This window comes from Pseudoalteromonas sp. BMB (genome assembly GCF_001709235.1).
GTDB classification, from domain to species: Bacteria; Pseudomonadota; Gammaproteobacteria; order Enterobacterales; family Alteromonadaceae; genus Pseudoalteromonas; species Pseudoalteromonas maricaloris.
The window spans coordinates 31,698-50,094 of the sequence record NZ_MBQA01000187.1 but is presented as its reverse complement, the minus strand read 5'-3'; the positions used below and the strand labels follow the sequence as shown (position 1 = coordinate 50,094).

Here is an 18,397-nt window from a genome sequence, read left to right as displayed (position 1 = left end):
GTCCAGTACAACCCACCACTTTATTTTCTAGATAGAGTGGCCGATACAAAACATCACGCTAAGTCTAAGCAAGGCTAAAACCATAACTTTAAATCTAGTACAAGACACTTTTTCACTTTATTTATAGTCATTGTTACTTGTCACATACTCAAACAGCACATCAAACTGAATAAATTTAAACCTGCCATAAAGCCCATAGAAACAACCTCGTTTTTCTCATTTATTAACTAATTAGTTACTCTTCTTAGCCTCCCAAATTTTAGTTATATCCTTAACAATTTTGCCACTAACCTCAGTAAATAGTTGGGATAAGCTAAATAGACTAACCTACTAAAAATGAGTTAATTTTTGTTTTCAAAACTACACCTAAGTACTAGACTAGAAGCAAAGCCATTGTCTAAAAATTGTTTCTATGTCAGCTCCATCTATTCAAAATGCCAAAATGTTAATCGTTGAAGATCAACCATTAGCATTGAGCTATATGAAACAATCTTTAGAACAGTTAGATTTCAGAAATTTAAAATTTGCAGAAAGTGCAGACAGTGCAAAAGAGCTTTGCACTATCAATAAGTTTGATCTCATCGTATGCTCTTTTGGTTTAGCAAAAAAGCAAAATGGCTATCAATTTTATGAAGAGTTACGGTCCAAACAGTTAATTCGCTCAAGTACCGCTTTTATTTTTATTTCTTCTGAAACTAGCCCCGAGTTAGTCCATAGTATTATCGAACTACAACCCGATGACTTTTTAGTTAAGCCCTTTTCAATAAAAGAACTACAAAACCGTATAGAACGAGTTTTAAAGCGTAAACAGGCTTTAAGGCATATAAACTTGCTTGTAGACGATAAGAACTATTCAAAGGCCTTAAAAGCGCTAGATCTAGAACTAGACAACAAAGATCATAACTACACTTCCCTACTCCTAAAGCTAAAAGGAGAACTTCTACTCAGACTTAATCAACTAGAAGAAGCTAAGTCTTTTTACAAGTCGGTTTTGGCTCTGCAAAAGTTTACATGGGCAAAGCTAGGCTTGGTCGAGGCGCTCATTACCAACAATGAAGATGTTATTGCTCAAAAGATGTTAAAAACCTTAATCGAGCGACCGGAAACTCGTCTTCCTGCGCTCGATTTATTGAGCAAACTCGAAATAAAGCTCAACCAATATGAGAATGCCCAACAATTGTTAGAGCAAGCAATTGAGATGGCACCCAGAAACATAAATAGGCAACAGTCACTTGGTCGAGTTGCGCAAATTAATCACGACTATGAAGCCAGCTATAAAGCGCATAAAGATATCGCAAGTTTCGCGCGCTACTCGATCCATGACAAACCCGAAGTGTATTTGAATGCAGCACGAGCTGGAATAGACTTTGCCCTGAGTACCGATCAATCAGACCAAGTTACTCGTCTCACAAGGCAGACACAACAATACCTGAGTGATTTAAAGCACCAATTTCCAAACGCACAAACCCAAGCGCAAATCGATGTCCTCAACGCCCGCGTCCATTATCTAAAAGATGAGCATAAAAAAGCGAAACAACTGCTAGAACAGTTAGAAGATGAACCCGTTATTCGCTCGGTAGATTCCACTTTAGACAAAGCAAAAGCACTACATGAGGTGGGATTAAACCACAAAGCTCAGGAGCTATTTAGTCAAGTTATTGCACACTGTGAGCGCCACAACTCAAGCGCAGATCCCATCACAATGCACTATCTATATCAGCAGCAGCAAGAGAAAAAAGAGATCACCATGGGCCCAAGAGAGCTCAATAACCATGCGGTCACACAGTTTAACAAAGGACAATATGAAACCGCTTTGGAGGCATTCACTCAAGCATTTAGAATTATGCCTAAAAACTCGGGAATAGCGCTGAATTTACTGCAATGTATGAGTGATAGTTGCGCTAAGTCAGGAAGTACATTTAATTCCAATTTAGCAAAGCGTTGTACTACCTTGCTAAATCAGTCTGAGTTGGATAGTGAACAGCAGATCCGCTACGGTAAACTCAAAGCTAAACTAAATGAAATGAAACTCGACTTTGAGTAATCACTTGTTTATCGCAATCGAGCTATTTCTTTTCCATCGCAAGGGCATTAACACAATAACGCAGTCCACTTGGCTCAGGGCCGTCGGGGAATACGTGACCTAAGTGGCTATCACACACGTTACAAGTGATTTCGACGCGCGTCATTCCATGACTCTTATCGCCATGATACGCAACCGCTTCCACTGCTGCAGGCTGTGTAAACGAGGGCCAGCCAGAGCCACTATCAAACTTTTCTTCGGCATCGAATAACAACTCGCCACAGCATACACAGTAGTATTTACCAGATTCAAAAAGCTGACAACTTTGTGAGCTAAACGGGCGTTCAGTCCCCTTTTTCCTGGTGATCATGTAAATTTCTGGTGCAAGCTCTGATTGCCATTGCTGGTCCGATTTTTCAACTCGGCGAGGAGCAACAGGATTACCATTTCTGGCAAAGTTTAGTATATCTAACCACTTTAACATCTCAATTCTCTCTCTTGTTTACTTCTGTCTTTTGCTCTTCAACAGGAAGTGGCCAATCGCCAAAAAAGCAACTTAGATAGCGGCTTTTAATTAAATATAAAAGTACCCAACTCACCAACACAATTTGTACGGCAATATAAGGAGAAAAACTATAATGGGTTTTCCCAGCTTGCAGGATCAACCACGCTAAATCGAGTACCGCTGTTAATATAAGTGGCAAACGCATATAACGCCAGACGGCTGCCAGCTTTGGAGAGCTTGTTGGTCGCCTAAGAGAAAACACAACGGTTGGTATGAGCGCGATACAAGCGATCCCTGTCGCGACAAAAAAGTGAAACTTAGACTCAAAGAATAACGACATCAAATCCAAGTCTGGGCGTCTCGCAAGTGCAGAAAACACCCAAATAAGCAACGGGCGGAGCAACACAACCAGCGCTAAATTAAAAGCGATTGGCGTACGATAAACGCCATATTTATCCCAGTATTCAGGGCCGTATCGTGTTACTGATTTCATTTTACTACTCGTATTTGTTTAACAGTGCGATCAGCGCCTCTTCATCGAACACCTCAACACCTAGTTCTTGTGCCTTAGTGAGCTTAGAGCCTGCTTTTTCGCCGGCATAAACTGCATCCGTATTTTTCGACACACTACCCGCGACCTTAGCGCCAAGCGCTTGCAATCTCGCTTTAGCATCGTTGCGGTTCAATTGGCTCAAGGTTCCAGTCAATACATAAGTTAGCCCTGCTAAAGGTTGTGTATCCTCTGACGGTGCTGCAACATCTTGCCAAGTTACACCCACTTCGATCAATGCAGTTACCACTTCTTGATTATGCTGCTCGGCAAAAAAGCTATGAATGTGTTGTGCAACAACAACACCAACATCACTTACTTGCTGTAGAGTATCAATGGAGGCGGCCATCACTTTTTCAAGCGTCAGGAAGTGATTTGCCAAGTTTTGTGCTGTCGCTTCACCGACTTCTCTGATCCCAAGCGAATACAAAAATTTGGCTAACGTTGTTTGCTTTGCTTCTTCAAGCGCCGCAACCAAGTTTTTAGCAGACTTTGGCCCCATACGTTCAAGAGACTCAAAATGGCCCTGCTTTAAGATAAACAAATCAGCAGGCGTCTTGATAAGCTCTCGCTCAACTAACTGCTCAACTATTTTGTCGCCAAGGCCATCTATGTCGAGGGCCTTTCTCGATGCAAAGTGCTTAATTGCTTCTTTACGTTGTGCACGGCACACTAAACCGCCAGTACAACGCGCAACCGCTTCTCCTTCAACACGTTCAACATGAGAATCACACACCGGACAAGTATCTGGGAACTCAATCTCTTTGGCATCATCAGGACGCCTATCTAAAACGACCTGAGTTACCTGAGGGATCACATCCCCAGCTCGGCGTACAATAACGGTATCACCAATCTTTACACCTAACCGCGCAATTTCATCACCATTATGAAGCGTGGCATTCGATACCGTAACACCACCAACAAAAACAGGCTCTAAACGTGCAACGGGCGTGATAGCACCAGTACGGCCGACCTGAAATTCAACATCAAGCAGCTGAGTGATCTCTTCTTGTGCAGGGAACTTAAATGCAATCGCCCAGCGCGGCGCGCGAGCAACAAAACCAAGCTGCTCTTGCTGCGCTTTATCATTCACTTTGATCACAACGCCATCAATTTCATAGGGAAGCTCAGCACGGCGTGTCATGATATCTTGATAATAAGCCAAAGCTTGCTGTGCATTATCGACAAGCTTTGTCTCTGGGCTCATTGGCAAGCCCCAACCTTGTAATTGCTGTAGTTGCGCATAATGCTCGTTGGCCAGCTCACCGCCTTCAACTAAGCCCATAGAATAAGCATAAAACATCAACGGACGCTTAGCGGTGATTTTTGAGTCTAACTGACGCAGACTTCCTGCTGCCGCATTTCTTGGGTTTGCAAAGGTCTTATCACCTTTCGCTTGCGCCGTTTCATTTAGTTTAATGAAACCCGCAGTATCCATAAAAACTTCACCACGCACTTCTACTTCATGCGGAATATGTTCTCCACGCAGTTTCAGCGGAATATTGCGAATGGTTTTGACGTTCTCAGTGATGTTTTCCCCAACTTGACCGTCTCCCCTTGTCGCCGCTTGAACGAGCACACCATCACGATACAAAATAGACACCGCCAAGCCATCGAGCTTTGGTTCACAGCAAAAAGTAACATCTTTACTTGTCAGTAGGCGCTCTTTTAAACGGCGATTAAATGCCGTAAATTCACTCTCGTCGAAGGCATTATCAAGCGACAACATAGGTACTCTGTGTGTTACTTGCTCAAACTTGCTAAGCGCTTCACCACCCACTTTCTGCGATGGGGAATCAGGACTTTGTAACTCAGGATGCTGCTGCTCAAGCGCCATCAACTGGCGCATCACACGATCATATTCCGCATCAGGCACACTTGGGTTATCTAAAACATAATATTGGTAATTGTAATCTTCGAGTTGCTGCCTCAGGGCTGCAACTTGGCTTTCAATGTTGTCTGACATTTAAACCTCTAAACGTAAAAAGCCACCAGCGGATGCCAGTGGCTTAAAAATGATTCTAAGTAGCGATTAAGCGGCGAATTCACGCACTTTTTCAACATAACCGCGCACGGCTTCAACCGTTAACGGTTCGCGGTCTTTATCAAGTACGGTTGCGCCAAACTCTTCAGCTAGTTTTTTCGATGCACTGTGAAGCATATTAAATGCAGCCAAGTTATCGCCTTCACAAGGTAAGGTCATAAATAGGCTAATGCCAGCGGTGCTAAATTGCTCCATGTTATCGATATCAAACGTACCTGGGTTGTACATGTTTACCAATCTAAATAACACAGGACCGTTTCCAGACGGTTCTAAATGGCGATTGAAGAAGCCCTCATCAGAATATTTAAACCCAAGGCTTAACACGGTTGGTAACAACCTTGAACCTGCCATTTTCAGGCCTTCAGGCATATGAACGTGAAGAATAATAAAGTCTTGTGGCTCTATTGCACTCTCTTCAGACTCAGCCTCTTCAGATCCACTGCTCTCGATTTGCACCTCAGTTTCAGGCTCTTCCGTCGCTATAATGCCCTCTGTCGCAGGCTCGTCATCCACCGCACTAAAGGTCATCTCTCCAATTTCAGGTTCGTCAGGCTCTTTATCGTGATTCGACGTTTGCTCTTTGAGTTCATTGGGCTCCTTTTTAGACACTTTATCGCTGCTCTTCTTACGAACAGACCAAAGTCCATGTATGAGTAACCCGCCTATGACCAACGCACTGATCACGATTAATGCCCATCTTAACTCTGTGGCCATTGCTCACCTTTTTTGTTGTTATGCCTGTGCCATTTGCACCGCTTGTTCTATATCTACGGCAACCATGCGCGACACCCCTGGTTCTGCCATGGTTACCCCCGTCAGTCTACCCGCCATTTCCATAGCGACCTTGTTATGACTGATATAAATAAATTGCACCGTTTGCGACATCTCTTCAACCAAACGGCAGAATCGTCCTACGTTTGCGTCATCAAGCGGTGCATCTACTTCATCCAGCATACAGAATGGGGCTGGATTAAGCCTGAATATTGAAAACACCAATGATAATGCGGTCAGCGCTTTTTCTCCACCACTTAACAGATGAATTGTCGAGTTTTTCTTACCAGGCGGCCTTGCCATGATAGAAACACCACTTTCAAGCAGGTCATCGCTAGTCAATTCTAAATATGCATTCCCCCCACCAAACACTTTAGGAAACAACTCGGCTAAATCTTCATTCACTTGATTAAAGGTGGCACTAAAGCGGGTTTTGGTCTCTTTATCAATTTTTCTGATCACCGCCTCTAACGTTTCTAACGCATTTGTGAGATCATCCAGTTGTGTATCTAAATAGGTTTTGCGTGCCTTCGCTTCTTCAAACTCTTCAATTGCAGCTAAGTTCACAGCCCCTAACTTACCAAGATCATTACTAACTCTACTCAAATTAGCTTGATACTGCCCCAAATTTGCATCTTCAGGTAATTGCGCCAGCTCCGCTTTTAGCGTCCGACCAAGCTCCTGTAAGGGTTCAAGTGCCGCTTGCGCCTTTATCATCAAGCTTTGCTCTTCAAGTTTCACTTGTTGCAAAGACTCATTGAGTTTACTCACTTCGCCTTGTGCATCTTTTAATGCCGCTTGTTTTTGGGAGAGGTTTTCCTTGGCTTGGTTAAGCGTATCCAACATCGTTTGCTTTTGTGCCTTGGCTTCTAGATGTTGGGCGAGCAATAATTCAATGTCTTCATGCGCCTCCGCGAGCGGCTCTTCACAAAGCAAAATATCTTCTTGTGTTTGCTCGATGCGCTGGTTTATTTCATCGCGACGATGTTGTAAGTGTTCCAATTTAGAATTACTGAGCTGTAGTTCACTTTCTGCCTGCTGCGACGCAAGTTTAGTGGTATGAACTAATTGCTGCGCGTCTTGTAATGCGGCGCGTCGAGATTGACTATGTTGTTTGAACTCAGTCAACTTAGCCTCGGCCAGTTGTTGTGTTTGTTGTGCTTGCGCTAGCAGCTCATCACGTTGTAATTGCTGTTCAGTATAAAGTTCAAGTTGTTCGATGACCTCGCCTCGTTCTTGAACAATGACATCAAGCTGTTCCTGAATTTTATGTCCTTGCTCACGCCAAGCGCTCAGATTCTCATCCAGCATTTCAACTTTGGTTTTATGGCTGGCGATTGCTTGTGCTTTTTCGTGAACGCATTGCTGTATTTCTAATAAACCAGCTTGCGTGTCTTCAAGAGCAATACGCTTTTGTGCTACAACCTGTTCAGCCTCTTCAGCGAGTTGTTGCAAATGAGGAAGCTGAGTATGGCATGACTGCAATTGGGCATAGCGTTTTAACGCGCCACTCTCTTCATTGCTTTTCGCCTTGGCCTTAAAGTTATCCCCCACAATAACGCCACTGACCGTCACACCGAGAAGGAATTGTTCACACGATTTAAAGTCTGTAGATTCAGCGCATAATTTTATTTTCGTTAAAAAGCTGGGGAACAGTCCTGAGCTTATTTTTGTCGCGACGGAATCAATGGGAACTTCGAGTTCGATGGGCCATAGCGTATTCATTTCGCTTTGCTCAACGACTAAATGCGTCAACCCAAGCAGTGCCGCTTCCATGCATTCTTCATACCCAGACTCAACAACAAGTTGCGATAACATAGTCGCAGATGAAGCCTCCGACGCTTCATCTGCCCAGCATGATAACGCTTTTATTTCAGATTGCACTTCTTGTAGCGCCTGAAGCGCTTTTTGAGCATGAGTCTGTGCCAGTAAGATTTCTTCTTTATTGGTTTGCTCTTGGCCTTGCAACTTACCAGCTTGGCTTTGTAATTTAGCCATCGCTTGAACCAGCTGATGATGTGCATCCTGAGCTTCAGCCAAGTCACTTTCCAACATAGATGCGTGATGCGCGTCAGCCTGTTCCAGCAGCTCAGCCTGACGCTTATCTACGTGCAGTTTAGCTTGCTGTTGTTGCGCTAATTGGCTTGCCCCTTGTTGTACCTGAGCATGTATTTGTTGGTACTGCTTCTGTGCGCCACTATACTGCGCTTCTAACTGAGTTTGCTCTGTGTCACTTTGCTCATTTGCGAGTTGAATTTCTTCCAGTTGCAATAGCGCAATTTCAAGTCGTTCAGAAACTTCAGCGACTTTTTCAGCGCTGCTCGCCACATACTCGGCTTGCTCATCTTGCGCCTCAATCACTTCTTGCTGTTGTGATTTCAGTATTTGAGACTGCTCAATAAGCTGACGCTTTTTATCAGTTAGATTGACTTTCTGTTGCTCAAGCGTTGCCAACTGGGTTTCAATTCGGTGCACGCTATGTTGTGCTTGCTCATAGCCATCATTGAAATGCTTAATTTCATGTTCTAGCGTCGCTAAAATGCTGTCATGGCCACTGTGAGCTTCATTAAAAAATGCTAATTTTTCGTTGAGTTTGGCAATTTCTTTGGCTTTAATTGCCTGCTTTTGCTCAAGGCTTTGCCACTTTAAAATTGCTATCCACGACTTTAAGTCACGCTCTTGCGACTTTAAAGACTTATATTCGCTCGCCTGTTGTGCTTGAAGTGCCAGTTTATCTAGCTGACTCTGTAGCTCTTGCCTAACATCGAGCAAACGCTCCATGTTCTCGCGGGTACTCTTGATCCGAGTTTGGGTTTCTCGTCGACGCTCTTTATATTTTGAAATTCCGGCGGCTTCTTCTAAAAAAACTCTTAACTCTTGCGGCTTACTTTCGATCAAGCGAGAGATCATCCCTTGCTCGATAATTGCGTAACTGCGAGGACCTAAGCCAGTACCTAGAAAGATATCCGTGATATCGCGCTTACGGCACTTACTACCATTTAAAAAATAAAGAGATTGGCCGTCTCGCGTTACTAGGCGCTTAATGGCAATTTGATTACGATCTGCAAACGTGCCGGGCAACCGGCCTTGAGTATTATCAAAAATCAGTTCTACAGAAGCTTGCGAGATAGGTTTACGTTTGGTTGAACCGTTAAAAATAACGTCCGTCATGGCATCGCCACGGAGGTTTTTCGCAGAGCTTTCTCCCAGTACCCAGCGCACTGCATCAATAACATTAGACTTACCACAGCCGTTTGGCCCAACCACACATGTCATCTGGTCAGGAAACGGGATCTTGGTTGGCTCTACGAAAGATTTAAAGCCGGCTAGTTTGATGCTACTCAGTCGCATAGCTTATTATTGTTGTTCGCGGTTACTTTTGAGAATAAGGCAATTCATTAGTAAGATCTATGAGTTAGCAATGACAGCGTTTGATATTATCCAAAATGATCCCGGTAGCCATCGCCACATTCAATGATTCAGCACCACCGAACGCAGGAATAGTCACCTTTTTATTGATGTGAGCCGCTATGGTATCGCTAATACCATGAGATTCGCTGCCCATGACCAACACGGCATTACGACTAAATTGGCACTGATGCACACTCTCACCACCAAGGAATGCACCATAGCACTCGCCTTGATATTGCTTTAAAAAGGCCTCGAGATCGGTTCTCACCACATTAACACGCACAAATGAGCCCATGGTGGCACTGATCACTTTAGGGTTAAATTGATCCGCGCAGTTTTCGCTTACCACAAGCTGCGTTAATCCATACCAATCAGCAAGACGAATAATGGTACCGAGATTACCCGGATCTGAGACTCCATCTAATGCTAACACCAACCCAGCAGTATTGACTTCTTCTGCTGGCGGCATTGCAACGACCGCTATCGCCGCATTATTTGACACCAAAGTACTCACTTTACTCAGAACATCTTCTTCTGCTTCTACACAGGCAATATTAACGAGTTTGGATTTATACTTTGTCATGAACTCTTTGGTCGCGAACAATTGCTCAACGACCAACCCAGCATCAACTAACTCAATCACATTCTTTTCGCCTTGTACTAAATACAGACCATGTTGTTTGCGATATTTTTTTTGCCCTAAAGCACGAAGTAGTTTTTGTTGATTCTTGGAGATCATGTGCACCTCAAAAGTTGGATTCACCATTATACCTGTTCAGTATCAGATAAAAAGCGTTTCCACGAGGCATTAAGCTAAGAAATTATGTTATCTTGTGCCGAATGACACACAAGGCATAGAGGTAATCATGTCACCTGAGCTAACGCTTATTTTACTCAACTTTATTCTACTTTTTGTGGCCTACGTATTCGTTTACCCAAAGTTGAAAGAGAAAAGTCTCGCCAGTATCAGCAAACAAGATTTATTGGTTACTGCGGTTTCTTTAGCCGTGTCAGGAAGTTTGTACTATGGTAAGGATATCGAATTTTCGTTAGTGTTTTTTAAGAGTAATTGGGTGGTGTTTACGATTGTCGCATTTAGCGTGATTGAAATCCCATTTTTACTGTGGTTTAAGCGTCGCTATAACATTAAGTTTGGAGAGTAAGTATTACACTCCCCAAATTTACTTAATTTGAAGTTTAAGCTAACGGGTTTTTATTTATTCACAGTCCAATTTTGCTTGAGCTTCACAACGCATTTGCGCGTCAGCTAAATCGGCACCGCCCAGGCAAAAATCAATTCTCATCAACTTTTCTTCCCGCCCAAGGTGCTGTGTATCAGCAGGAGACCATTGCCAACTTTTAATAAGTTGTTTAGCGTGCTTAGCCAATTTTTTGGATGGAATGCTAGCAATTAGTTCTATATCGTCAGTTTTGCCATCAGCATCAATCATCACCTTGAATACGGTACATCCAGCAAGCTTGCGCTTTGCTAATGCTAGTGGATATTTAGGTGTGCTATTACCTTTCTTTTGCCAGATGGAGGTTTCTATAGATGGGCTTAACTGGGTTGACTTTATATCAGCATATACTGTCTTTGCTGCAGCTTCCCAACAGCTGCCTAAAATCAGCAAACCAATCAATAATTGAATTTTCATAAATACTCCTTTTTATACTTATCAAATAGAGGTTCCACTCTACTTCTTATACATTGGAAAACCAAAGCAATAGTTGCTTTGGTTTCCATAGGCAGCTCACTCAGCTCGCTTTTCGCGACCAAGCAACGCCATTGCGGCTTCTTTCACATCTTTTTGCTCATAAAGCACTTGATAGATCTGCTCAGTGATAGGCATTTCAATACCAGTGCGTTTAGCAAGTAGATAAACTTCTTTGGTATTGCGATAGCCTTCGACCACCTGACCTATACTCGACATCGCCTCATCGACCGACTTTCCCGAGCCAAGTGCAAGACCAAAACGGCGATTACGCGACTGGTTATCCGTACAAGTGAGAATGAGATCACCAAGCCCTGCCATACCCATAAAGGTTTCAGAGCGCGCGCCTAACGCACATCCTAAACGACAAAGTTCAGCGAGTCCTCGGGTGATAAGCGCCGTTCTGGCATTCGCACCAAAACCAAAGCCGTCAGACATGCCCGCGCCAATTGCGATAACGTTTTTGACCGCACCACCGAGCTGAATACCAATAAAGTCTTCGTTGCTATACACCCTAAACGAGCGACCGCAATGCAACAGCTCTGCGAGCTCTTCACGAAACTTTGCACAAATCGAAGACACTGAAATAGCAGTAGGTAATCCTGCGGCCATTTCTTTTGCAAAAGTAGGTCCACTTAGCACCGCCAGCGGCACATCATCACCTAACACATCCAATGCAACCTCTTGCAATAATCGCCCAGTATTTGGTTCAAGCCCCTTGGTTGCCCAAGCTACTTTTGCATTCTCAAGTAGCATAGGTTTAATCTTCTTCAAGGTGTCTGCAAACGCATGACTTGGCACAACCACCAAAATACGCTCGCTAGACTTAACAGCCGTTTCTAAATCGGCCTCAAGTTCAAGCGTGTTTGGAAACTGGATGTCAGGAAGATAACGTTGGTTTTTGCGCTCAGCTGCTAGCGCCTCAACGTGTTCGCTATTGCGGCCCCACAGTGTCACTTGGTGACCATTTCGGGCAAAACAAATAGCAAGGGCGGTGCCATAAGACCCCGCCCCCAATACAGTTACAGCTGATTTTGCTGTACTCATCAATTATGCGTCAGCAGTTTGCTCAGGCTGTGCTTGAGCCGCACGTTGCTGCATATACTGAGCGAATAATGCGTCAAAGTTAACTGGCGCAAGGTTTAACTGTGGGAAAGTACCACGGTTAACTAGGCTAGCTACCGCTTCACGCGCATATGGGAATAGGATGTTAGGGCAGAATGCGCCTAGCATGTGTGCCATTTGCATTTCTTCAAGATCTGCAATTGCAAAGATACCAGCTTGTTGGATTTCACATAGGAATGCAGTTTCTTCACCAATAGTTGCCGTTACCGTTAGCGCTAGAACAACTTCAAAAACGTTGTCATCAAGCTTTGCTGAACGTGTGTCCATGTCTAGCTTAACTTCTGGTGTCCACTCTTTTTGGAAGATACCTGGTGAGTTTGGCGTTTCAAACGATACATCTTTAGTATAGATACGTTGAATGTTGAACTGAGCGCCTTCTTGTTGTTGTTCTGCTGCTTGGTTTTGTTCTGCCATGATAATTTCCTAAATTCTGTTGTGATCCTGCTAATTCTTAGCAGTCATTATAAAAAAGTAAGCTGAGCCAAAGCTCAATCAATCTTATGCTTGTAATAGCTTATCGAGTTCGCCTGTCGCTTCAAGCGCCATCATATCGTCGCAACCACCAATATGGCGCTCAGCGATAAAGATTTGTGGCACAGTATAGCCACCGTTGGCTTTTTCGATCATCTCGTCACGAAGCTCAGGCTGTGCGCCAATATCATACTCAGTGTATGTGACACCTTTTGCATCTAATAGTGCTTTTGCACGATGACAAAAAGGACAATAGTCTTTGGTGTAAATTACGACTTGGCTCATCATAGACCTCAGTTATTTTCCGTTAGAGATTGGTAAACCCGCACTTTGCCATGCGCCAATACCACCTGATAATACGTACACTTGCTCGAATCCAGCTTTGTACATGTTATCAGCAACAGCAGATGCCGTCATACCTGTGTTACAGACCAATATAATGGGCTTAGATTTATGTTTTTCAAGACCTGCAAAATCTTTTTGCTTGAGTTTTTCCGCATTCACCTGCTCAGCACCTGCAATGTGACCTTGATTAAACTCTTTTGCTGCACGCATATCGAGTACCTGACCATCTTGGCGGTTAACAAGCATAGTCAACTGCTGGGGATTAATTTGTCTAATTTTAGAAAACTGACTCTTAAACCAACTACTCACTAACATCGCGGCTAACACAACCCAAATGATGCTAAGTACCGGATGGTTACCTAAAAACGCAACGTATTGTTCCATTAATTTATCAACCAAAAATTATTAAACGATAAAGTGGCAGCAAGTATACCTGCTTTATTCTCGACAAAACAGACTTGTTCAACATGAGCAAATATCAATCTCAAAGTTGATAATTCATCACTGTGGGGCTGAATATTCATACAAAAACAGGTATTCTACTTACCAGCAACCAGAGCAAGCTTATCGCAGCGCTGCAGCCCAAGTTAGTAAATCTAACCTTGTAGCGTTTGCTATAAGACATCAACATCGTGCCTAATTCAGGATTTCAGGAGCGCAAATGACAGCTAAGAAAAAGCCATTGGTATTAATGATTTTAGACGGTTGGGGCTATCGCGAAGAAAGCGAGAGCAATGCTATTTTAGCAGCCAATACCCCAGTATTAGATGAACTATGGCGCTCTGCTCCGCACACCTTGATTTCAGGTTCAGGCCTTGATGTTGGTCTACCGGATGGACAAATGGGGAATTCCGAAGTTGGCCACGTTAACCTCGGTGCAGGACGTGTGGTTTATCAAGACTTCACGCGGATCACTAAGGCGATTGACGATGGTGAGTTTGAGCACAACCCAGCTCTGGTTGAGAATATCGACAAAGCCGTGGCAAAGGGCAAAGCCGTTCACCTAATGGGATTATTGAGCCCAGGAGGCGTTCACAGCCATGAAGACCACATTGTTGCAGCAATTAAATTAGCAGCTGAGCGCGGTGCAACCGTTTATTTGCACGCATTTTTGGATGGCCGCGATACACCACCTCGTAGCGCACAAGCGTCAATTGAGAAAATGGAAGCCTTGATGCAGTCACTCAATTGTGGCCGCCTAGCGTCTATTATTGGCCGCTACTATGCTATGGACCGTGACAATCGTTGGGACCGTGTCGAGTCTGCTTATAACCTGATGGTAAGTGGCGACGCTGATTTTACTTATAGTAATGGTGTTGAAGCGCTACAAGCAGCTTACGCGCGTGATGAAAATGATGAGTTTGTTAAAGCATCTGTGATCACCGAAGCTGGGCAACCCGCTGCAACTATCAATGATGGTGATACAGTTATCTTTATGAACTTCCGTGCAGACCGAGCGCGCCAGATGACCCGTGCTTTTGTCGATGCTGACTTTAACGGCTTCGAAAAACGCAAAGCACCGGACCTAAGTGCGTTTGTTATGATGACTGAGTACGCTGCCGATATTAAAGCCCCTATCGCTTTCGCGCCTGAAGCACTTGTCAATGTGTTAGGTGAATGGCTAGCTAAGCACAACAAAACTCAGCTGCGTATTTCAGAAACGGAAAAATATGCCCATGTCACTTTCTTCTTTAGCGGCGGTCGCGAAGATCTCTTTGAAGGTGAAAAACGTGAGCTTATTCCTTCTCCACAAGTCGCCACTTACGACTTGCAGCCAGAGATGAACTCGGAAATGCTAACGGATAAGTTAGTTGAAGCCATTCATAGCGGTGAATTTGACGTCATTATCTGTAACTACCCGAATGGTGATATGGTTGGACACTCAGGTGTATTCGAAGCCGCAGTTAAAGCATGTGAAGCCGTTGATAAGTGTATCGGTCGTGTGGTTGCAGCGTTAGAAGAAACCGGTGGTGAAGCTCTGATCACAGCAGACCACGGCAATGCTGAGCAAATGCAAAACCCGAAAACGGGCCAAGCTCACACAGCACACACTAGTGAGCCTGTACCATTTATTTATGTAGGTCGTGATGCAGAGCCACAAGCAGGAAAAGCCCTAAGCGATGTTGCACCAACAATGCTGCATTTACTTGGTATGGAGCAGCCTAGCGAGATGACAGGCACTCCAATTATGCGTTTAAAATAACGGCCTGCCTGTATGCCGTTAAAAACGACATTTCACTATGCCGCACTTCTCGGTGCGGCGCTACTTATGGCAACAGCGGGCGCTGTTGCCAACGAATCTAGAACCAAACAAGACTTAAGCGAAGTTCAGCAACAGCTTAAAGCGAGCCAACAAGCATTAGAAAAGCAGCGCGGTGAAATTAACAGTCACGAAGCAAAGCTCAAAGCCTTCGAACTTGATATTGCCAAAAGTGCCAAAGCTATCTCACTCACAGAAATCGGGATCAAAGAAAACCAAACTGAGCAGGCCGAACTTAAAAAGCAAGAAATCACGCTGTTAAACGACAAGAAAAAATTTGAAAAGATCCTTGCGGCTCAACTAAAAAGTGCCTACATGACGGGCTCTCATGATTATTCTAGAATGTTACTTAATCAAGAGCATGCAACAAAGCTAGAGCGCACCATTGCCTATTATGATTACCTAAATAAAGCGCGCATTAAACAACTCGAACAGCTCAAATCTATCGGCCAAGAATTGGCACAGACTCAAGCTGAGTTAGCAAGAACACAAGCACGCTTAGAAGCGCTACAAAACCATCAGAATGAACGCTTAGAAGCGCTCAATAAGGCGCAGCAAGAACGTCAAAACCAGCTTGCAAACCTAAATAACAAACTCAGTGAAACACGCTCTGCTATCGCTTATTTAAAAGAAAATGAGCAAACCTTAATCCAAACGTTAGAAGAGCTTGCCAAAGCGCAAAGAGAAGCCGAAGTACGCTTGGATGGACTAACCAAACTAAAAGGCAAAATGAGTTTACCGACCAGAGGTCGAATTAAGTATAAATTCGGCCAAAGCAAGCATGCTGGCATGAACTGGAAGGGCGTCCTCATTGGCGCAAAAGAAGGGGCTGAAATTGCGAGTGTCGCTCCCGGTCAAGTCGTGTATGCAGATTGGTTAAATGGCTTTGGCTGGGTTATTGTGCTCGATCATGGTCATGGTTTTATGAGTCTATATGGCCACGCACAAACGCTGCTTCGCGATGTTGGCGATCAAGTTCGCAGTGGTGAAGTGATCGCATTGGTAGGACAAAGCGGCGGACAAAGAGATCCTGGTCTATACTTTGAAATACGGCATAAGGGAAGCGCTGTAGATCCGATAAAATGGTGCAGATCCAGTTAACTGAATAACCCGTGCTGCACCTTGATGAGGAGCAGCACATGAATAGACAAATCCGTTTTTACGCGCTTGCAGCGCGCTATGTTGCATTATTAAGCTTCCTGCTTTTGTTAAGTTTTAGCGCTTTTAGTCACGCGTCTACACAAAAGTTCTCGGCTCAAGAAATCGATGAAATCCTGTATCATATTCACACCTATTATGTTGAAGACTTACCTCTCAGTCGCTACAACGCAGGCAACTTGTCGAGCCTCTTTGACAATTTAGACCCCTACTCTAAATACCTCAACGAGGAAGACTTGGAATCCATCTTCAGTGCAGCAAATGGACGCTACACGGGGCTTGGTATTGAAGTCGAAGAGCAAGATAATTACGTGGTTATTTTGGATACCCTGCCCAATTCACCAGCAGCCCAAGCAGGCATAGAGAGCGGTGATAAACTCCACGCAATCAATGGCGCTAATGTCGCGGGTAAATCGATAGAAGAAGTGTCTGCCCTACTCAAAGCTGCAAATAAAAACCTCATCAATTTAGTAGTATTAAGACAAGACGAGCTGGTTGCACTTGAGCTTAAACGTCAAGAGATAGTTATTGAAAGTGTCGCTAGTAAACTCTTAAACGACGGTACCGGTTTTTTAAGCGTCAACAGTTTTAATCATCACACCTATCACGATGTTGCAAGACACATAAACCGACTACAAGTACAGTTAGGCAGTCCATTGAAAAAGCTGGTTATTGATTTACGTGACAACCCCGGCGGTACACTTAATAGCGCAGTGGCAATCTCAGATCTTTTTTTAGATAGTGGCACAATCGTCACGACCAAAGGCCGCTTCTATGACGCCAATCAGGCTTACATTGCAAAGCGGGGAGATATTTTAAATGGTGCGCCTATTTTGGTATTAATCAACAATAATTCCGCTTCAGCTGCCGAGATTTTAGCGGCCGCACTCAAGGATAATAAACGTGCCTTAGTCGTTGGCTTACGTTCCTATGGTAAAGGTTCAGTGCAATCCTTGATCCCGATTGGCAATGGTACTACAGCATTAAAGTTAACGACAGCGAGATACTACACACCAGCGGGTACATCAATTGAAGGTAAAGGCATAGAGCCAGATGTATATTTTACCAAACAAGCGCTTTCCCTGTTGGATAAAAGCGCTATAATCACTGGTGAAGAATCAATCAAAACAACAGGTATTGAACAGCTTGCCTCGCATTGGCCTAAGGCGCTAGCGTTAGTTCAATCACAGTAAATAAAAAACGGTCCTGTAGGGCTGTAAACTATAATAATAATTTGTGTGCTAAAAAAAATAATCGGGATAATACTGGCCTGCATGACCTTTGCAGTGCCGGCAAAACAATTTGCCATTGTTATAGACGACATTGGCAATCACCAACGTGACTTAGAGTTGCTGTCTTTACCGGGTGGGATCACCTTTTCGATCCTGCCCCATACCCCTTTTTCTCAACAATTTGCCTTTGCAGCCAGCCGCCAACAACGCGAGCTTTTATTACATGTGCCAATGCAGGCACAAGACACGGAAAAGGCCCTTGGCCCGGGCGCATTAACTATCGATATGGAAAAGTGGCAGTTGCAAATGACACTTGGCAATGCGCTATCGACGCTACCTCAGGTTAAAGGCGTAAATAATCACATGGGCTCAGCATTAACCGAACAAATAGAGCCAATGAAATGGACAATGGAAATACTAAAAAAGCGCGGATTATACTTTTTGGATAGCCGTACCACTAGCCACAGTCAAGCCCAATATGCTGCCAACCTTTACGGCGTAAAAAACGTCGCTCGACAGGTCTTTCTAGACAATGATGTATCCACTGAGGCGCTCAACAAGCAGTGGCAACATATGCTTAAGCTACTTGATAATCACGAGCATGTTATTATCATTGCACACCCATATAAGGAAACCGCCGCCTTTCTTGCAGCCAAGTTAGCAGAGCTTGAAAGTATTGACGCCAAACTTGTTCCCGTGTCTCAACTGGTTGAACAAAAATACGTACGACTTGCAGAAATTGCTGAGCAGCATGCTATTTCCGGGCAATTAAGACTCCAAGAATAAAGAT

The 18,397-nt window shown here is 44.0% G+C and carries 17 protein-coding genes; 6 read left to right on the top strand and 11 right to left on the bottom strand.

From position 1 onward, the window contains the following. Positions 1-412 precede the first annotated feature (412 nt). Positions 413-2,044 (top strand): response regulator, encoded by a 1,632-nt coding sequence (locus tag BB427_RS17345; protein WP_039491432.1) that lies wholly within the window; start codon positions 413-415, stop codon positions 2,042-2,044. Positions 2,045-2,066: 22 nt separating this feature from the next. On the opposite strand, the gene msrB is transcribed toward BB427_RS17345, so the two are convergent. From msrB to BB427_RS17315, 6 genes are all read right to left on the bottom strand, one after another. After that, positions 2,067-2,507, bottom strand: coding sequence for a peptide-methionine (R)-S-oxide reductase MsrB (msrB, locus tag BB427_RS17340; protein ID WP_069022188.1), 441 nt, complete (start codon positions 2,505-2,507; stop codon positions 2,067-2,069). A 1-nt stretch (position 2,508) separates the two neighbouring features. Next, positions 2,509-3,021 carry a DUF2919 domain-containing protein gene (locus tag BB427_RS17335; RefSeq protein WP_045990300.1) on the bottom strand — a complete coding sequence of 171 codons (513 nt, stop codon included), beginning with the start codon at positions 3,019-3,021 and terminating at the stop codon, positions 2,509-2,511. A gap of 4 nt (positions 3,022-3,025) precedes the next feature. Further along, positions 3,026-5,044 (bottom strand): NAD-dependent DNA ligase LigA, encoded by a 2,019-nt coding sequence (gene ligA / locus BB427_RS17330; RefSeq protein WP_069022186.1) that lies wholly within the window; start codon positions 5,042-5,044, stop codon positions 3,026-3,028. A gap of 66 nt (positions 5,045-5,110) precedes the next feature. After that, a complete protein-coding gene (gene zipA / locus BB427_RS17325; protein ID WP_069022184.1) occupies positions 5,111-5,836 on the bottom strand; it encodes a cell division protein ZipA in 726 nt (241 codons plus the stop codon). Positions 5,837-5,854: 18 nt separating this feature from the next. Further along, positions 5,855-9,244, bottom strand: a complete 3,390-nt coding sequence (locus BB427_RS17320) for an AAA family ATPase (protein ID WP_069022182.1) — start codon at positions 9,242-9,244, stop codon at positions 5,855-5,857. Between the two features lie 64 nt (positions 9,245-9,308). Next, complete coding sequence (locus tag BB427_RS17315) at positions 9,309-10,043, bottom strand: TrmH family RNA methyltransferase (protein WP_069022192.1); 735 nt, start codon at positions 10,041-10,043, stop codon at positions 9,309-9,311. Positions 10,044-10,170: 127 nt separating this feature from the next. On the opposite strand from BB427_RS17315, the gene BB427_RS17310 reads away from it, so the two are divergent. Next, entirely contained in the window at positions 10,171-10,467 is a 297-nt protein-coding gene (locus BB427_RS17310; protein ID WP_045990304.1) for a hypothetical protein, read from the top strand. Between the two features lie 54 nt (positions 10,468-10,521). On the opposite strand, the gene BB427_RS17305 is transcribed toward BB427_RS17310, so the two are convergent. The 5 genes from BB427_RS17305 to BB427_RS17285 form a co-directional block, all read right to left on the bottom strand. Then, positions 10,522-10,959, bottom strand: coding sequence for an energy transducer TonB (locus BB427_RS17305; RefSeq protein ID WP_045990305.1), 438 nt, complete (start codon positions 10,957-10,959; stop codon positions 10,522-10,524). Positions 10,960-11,055: 96 nt separating this feature from the next. Then, entirely contained in the window at positions 11,056-12,063 is a 1,008-nt protein-coding gene (gpsA, locus tag BB427_RS17300; RefSeq protein ID WP_010607583.1) for an NAD(P)H-dependent glycerol-3-phosphate dehydrogenase, read from the bottom strand. A 3-nt stretch (positions 12,064-12,066) separates the two neighbouring features. After that, complete coding sequence (gene secB / locus BB427_RS17295) at positions 12,067-12,555, bottom strand: protein-export chaperone SecB (protein WP_010607582.1); 489 nt, start codon at positions 12,553-12,555, stop codon at positions 12,067-12,069. A gap of 84 nt (positions 12,556-12,639) precedes the next feature. Further along, entirely contained in the window at positions 12,640-12,897 is a 258-nt protein-coding gene (gene grxC / locus BB427_RS17290) for a glutaredoxin 3 (protein WP_069022190.1), read from the bottom strand. A gap of 12 nt (positions 12,898-12,909) precedes the next feature. Beyond that, complete coding sequence (locus tag BB427_RS17285; RefSeq protein ID WP_069022180.1) at positions 12,910-13,341, bottom strand: rhodanese-like domain-containing protein; 432 nt, start codon at positions 13,339-13,341, stop codon at positions 12,910-12,912. Positions 13,342-13,618: 277 nt separating this feature from the next. Between BB427_RS17285 and gpmM the strand changes: the two genes are divergently transcribed. The 4 genes from gpmM (at position 13,619) to BB427_RS17265 (ending at position 18,393) form a co-directional block, all read left to right on the top strand. After that, positions 13,619-15,160 carry a 2,3-bisphosphoglycerate-independent phosphoglycerate mutase gene (gpmM, locus tag BB427_RS17280; RefSeq protein ID WP_010607579.1) on the top strand — a complete coding sequence of 514 codons (1,542 nt, stop codon included), beginning with the start codon at positions 13,619-13,621 and terminating at the stop codon, positions 15,158-15,160. Positions 15,161-15,172: 12 nt separating this feature from the next. After that, positions 15,173-16,318 carry a murein hydrolase activator EnvC family protein gene (locus BB427_RS17275; RefSeq protein ID WP_069022178.1) on the top strand — a complete coding sequence of 382 codons (1,146 nt, stop codon included), beginning with the start codon at positions 15,173-15,175 and terminating at the stop codon, positions 16,316-16,318. 38 nt (positions 16,319-16,356) lie between these two features. Continuing rightward, positions 16,357-17,568, top strand: a complete 1,212-nt coding sequence (locus BB427_RS17270; protein WP_069022176.1) for a S41 family peptidase — start codon at positions 16,357-16,359, stop codon at positions 17,566-17,568. An 81-nt stretch (positions 17,569-17,649) separates the two neighbouring features. After that, a complete protein-coding gene (locus BB427_RS17265) occupies positions 17,650-18,393 on the top strand; it encodes a divergent polysaccharide deacetylase family protein (RefSeq protein WP_069022174.1) in 744 nt (247 codons plus the stop codon). The last annotated feature ends 4 nt before the right edge of the window (positions 18,394-18,397 follow it).

Excerpts from the sequence above, each read along its gene's own strand:
- grxC (WP_069022190.1), bottom strand. The coding sequence starts at position 12,897 with ATGAGCCAAGTCGTAATTTACACCAAAGACTATTGTCCTTTTTGTCAT.
- BB427_RS17305 (WP_045990305.1), bottom strand. The coding sequence starts at position 10,959 with ATGAAAATTCAATTATTGATTGGTTTGCTGATTTTAGGCAGCTGTTGG.
- zipA (WP_069022184.1), bottom strand. The coding sequence starts at position 5,836 with ATGGCCACAGAGTTAAGATGGGCATTAATCGTGATCAGTGCGTTGGTC.
- msrB (WP_069022188.1), bottom strand. The coding sequence starts at position 2,507 with ATGTTAAAGTGGTTAGATATACTAAACTTTGCCAGAAATGGTAATCCT.
- BB427_RS17265 (WP_069022174.1), top strand. The coding sequence starts at position 17,650 with ATGACCTTTGCAGTGCCGGCAAAACAATTTGCCATTGTTATAGACGAC.
- secB (WP_010607582.1), bottom strand. The coding sequence starts at position 12,555 with ATGGCAGAACAAAACCAAGCAGCAGAACAACAACAAGAAGGCGCTCAG.
- BB427_RS17315 (WP_069022192.1), bottom strand. The coding sequence starts at position 10,043 with ATGATCTCCAAGAATCAACAAAAACTACTTCGTGCTTTAGGGCAAAAA.
- gpsA (WP_010607583.1), bottom strand. The coding sequence starts at position 12,063 with ATGAGTACAGCAAAATCAGCTGTAACTGTATTGGGGGCGGGGTCTTAT.
- gpmM (WP_010607579.1), top strand. The coding sequence starts at position 13,619 with ATGACAGCTAAGAAAAAGCCATTGGTATTAATGATTTTAGACGGTTGG.
- BB427_RS17345 (WP_039491432.1), top strand. The coding sequence starts at position 413 with ATGTCAGCTCCATCTATTCAAAATGCCAAAATGTTAATCGTTGAAGAT.
- BB427_RS17270 (WP_069022176.1), top strand. The coding sequence starts at position 16,357 with ATGAATAGACAAATCCGTTTTTACGCGCTTGCAGCGCGCTATGTTGCA.
- BB427_RS17285 (WP_069022180.1), bottom strand. The coding sequence starts at position 13,341 with ATGGAACAATACGTTGCGTTTTTAGGTAACCATCCGGTACTTAGCATC.
- BB427_RS17320 (WP_069022182.1), bottom strand. The coding sequence starts at position 9,244 with ATGCGACTGAGTAGCATCAAACTAGCCGGCTTTAAATCTTTCGTAGAG.
- BB427_RS17310 (WP_045990304.1), top strand. The coding sequence starts at position 10,171 with ATGTCACCTGAGCTAACGCTTATTTTACTCAACTTTATTCTACTTTTT.
- BB427_RS17275 (WP_069022178.1), top strand. The coding sequence starts at position 15,173 with ATGCCGTTAAAAACGACATTTCACTATGCCGCACTTCTCGGTGCGGCG.
- BB427_RS17335 (WP_045990300.1), bottom strand. The coding sequence starts at position 3,021 with ATGAAATCAGTAACACGATACGGCCCTGAATACTGGGATAAATATGGC.
- ligA (WP_069022186.1), bottom strand. The coding sequence starts at position 5,044 with ATGTCAGACAACATTGAAAGCCAAGTTGCAGCCCTGAGGCAGCAACTC.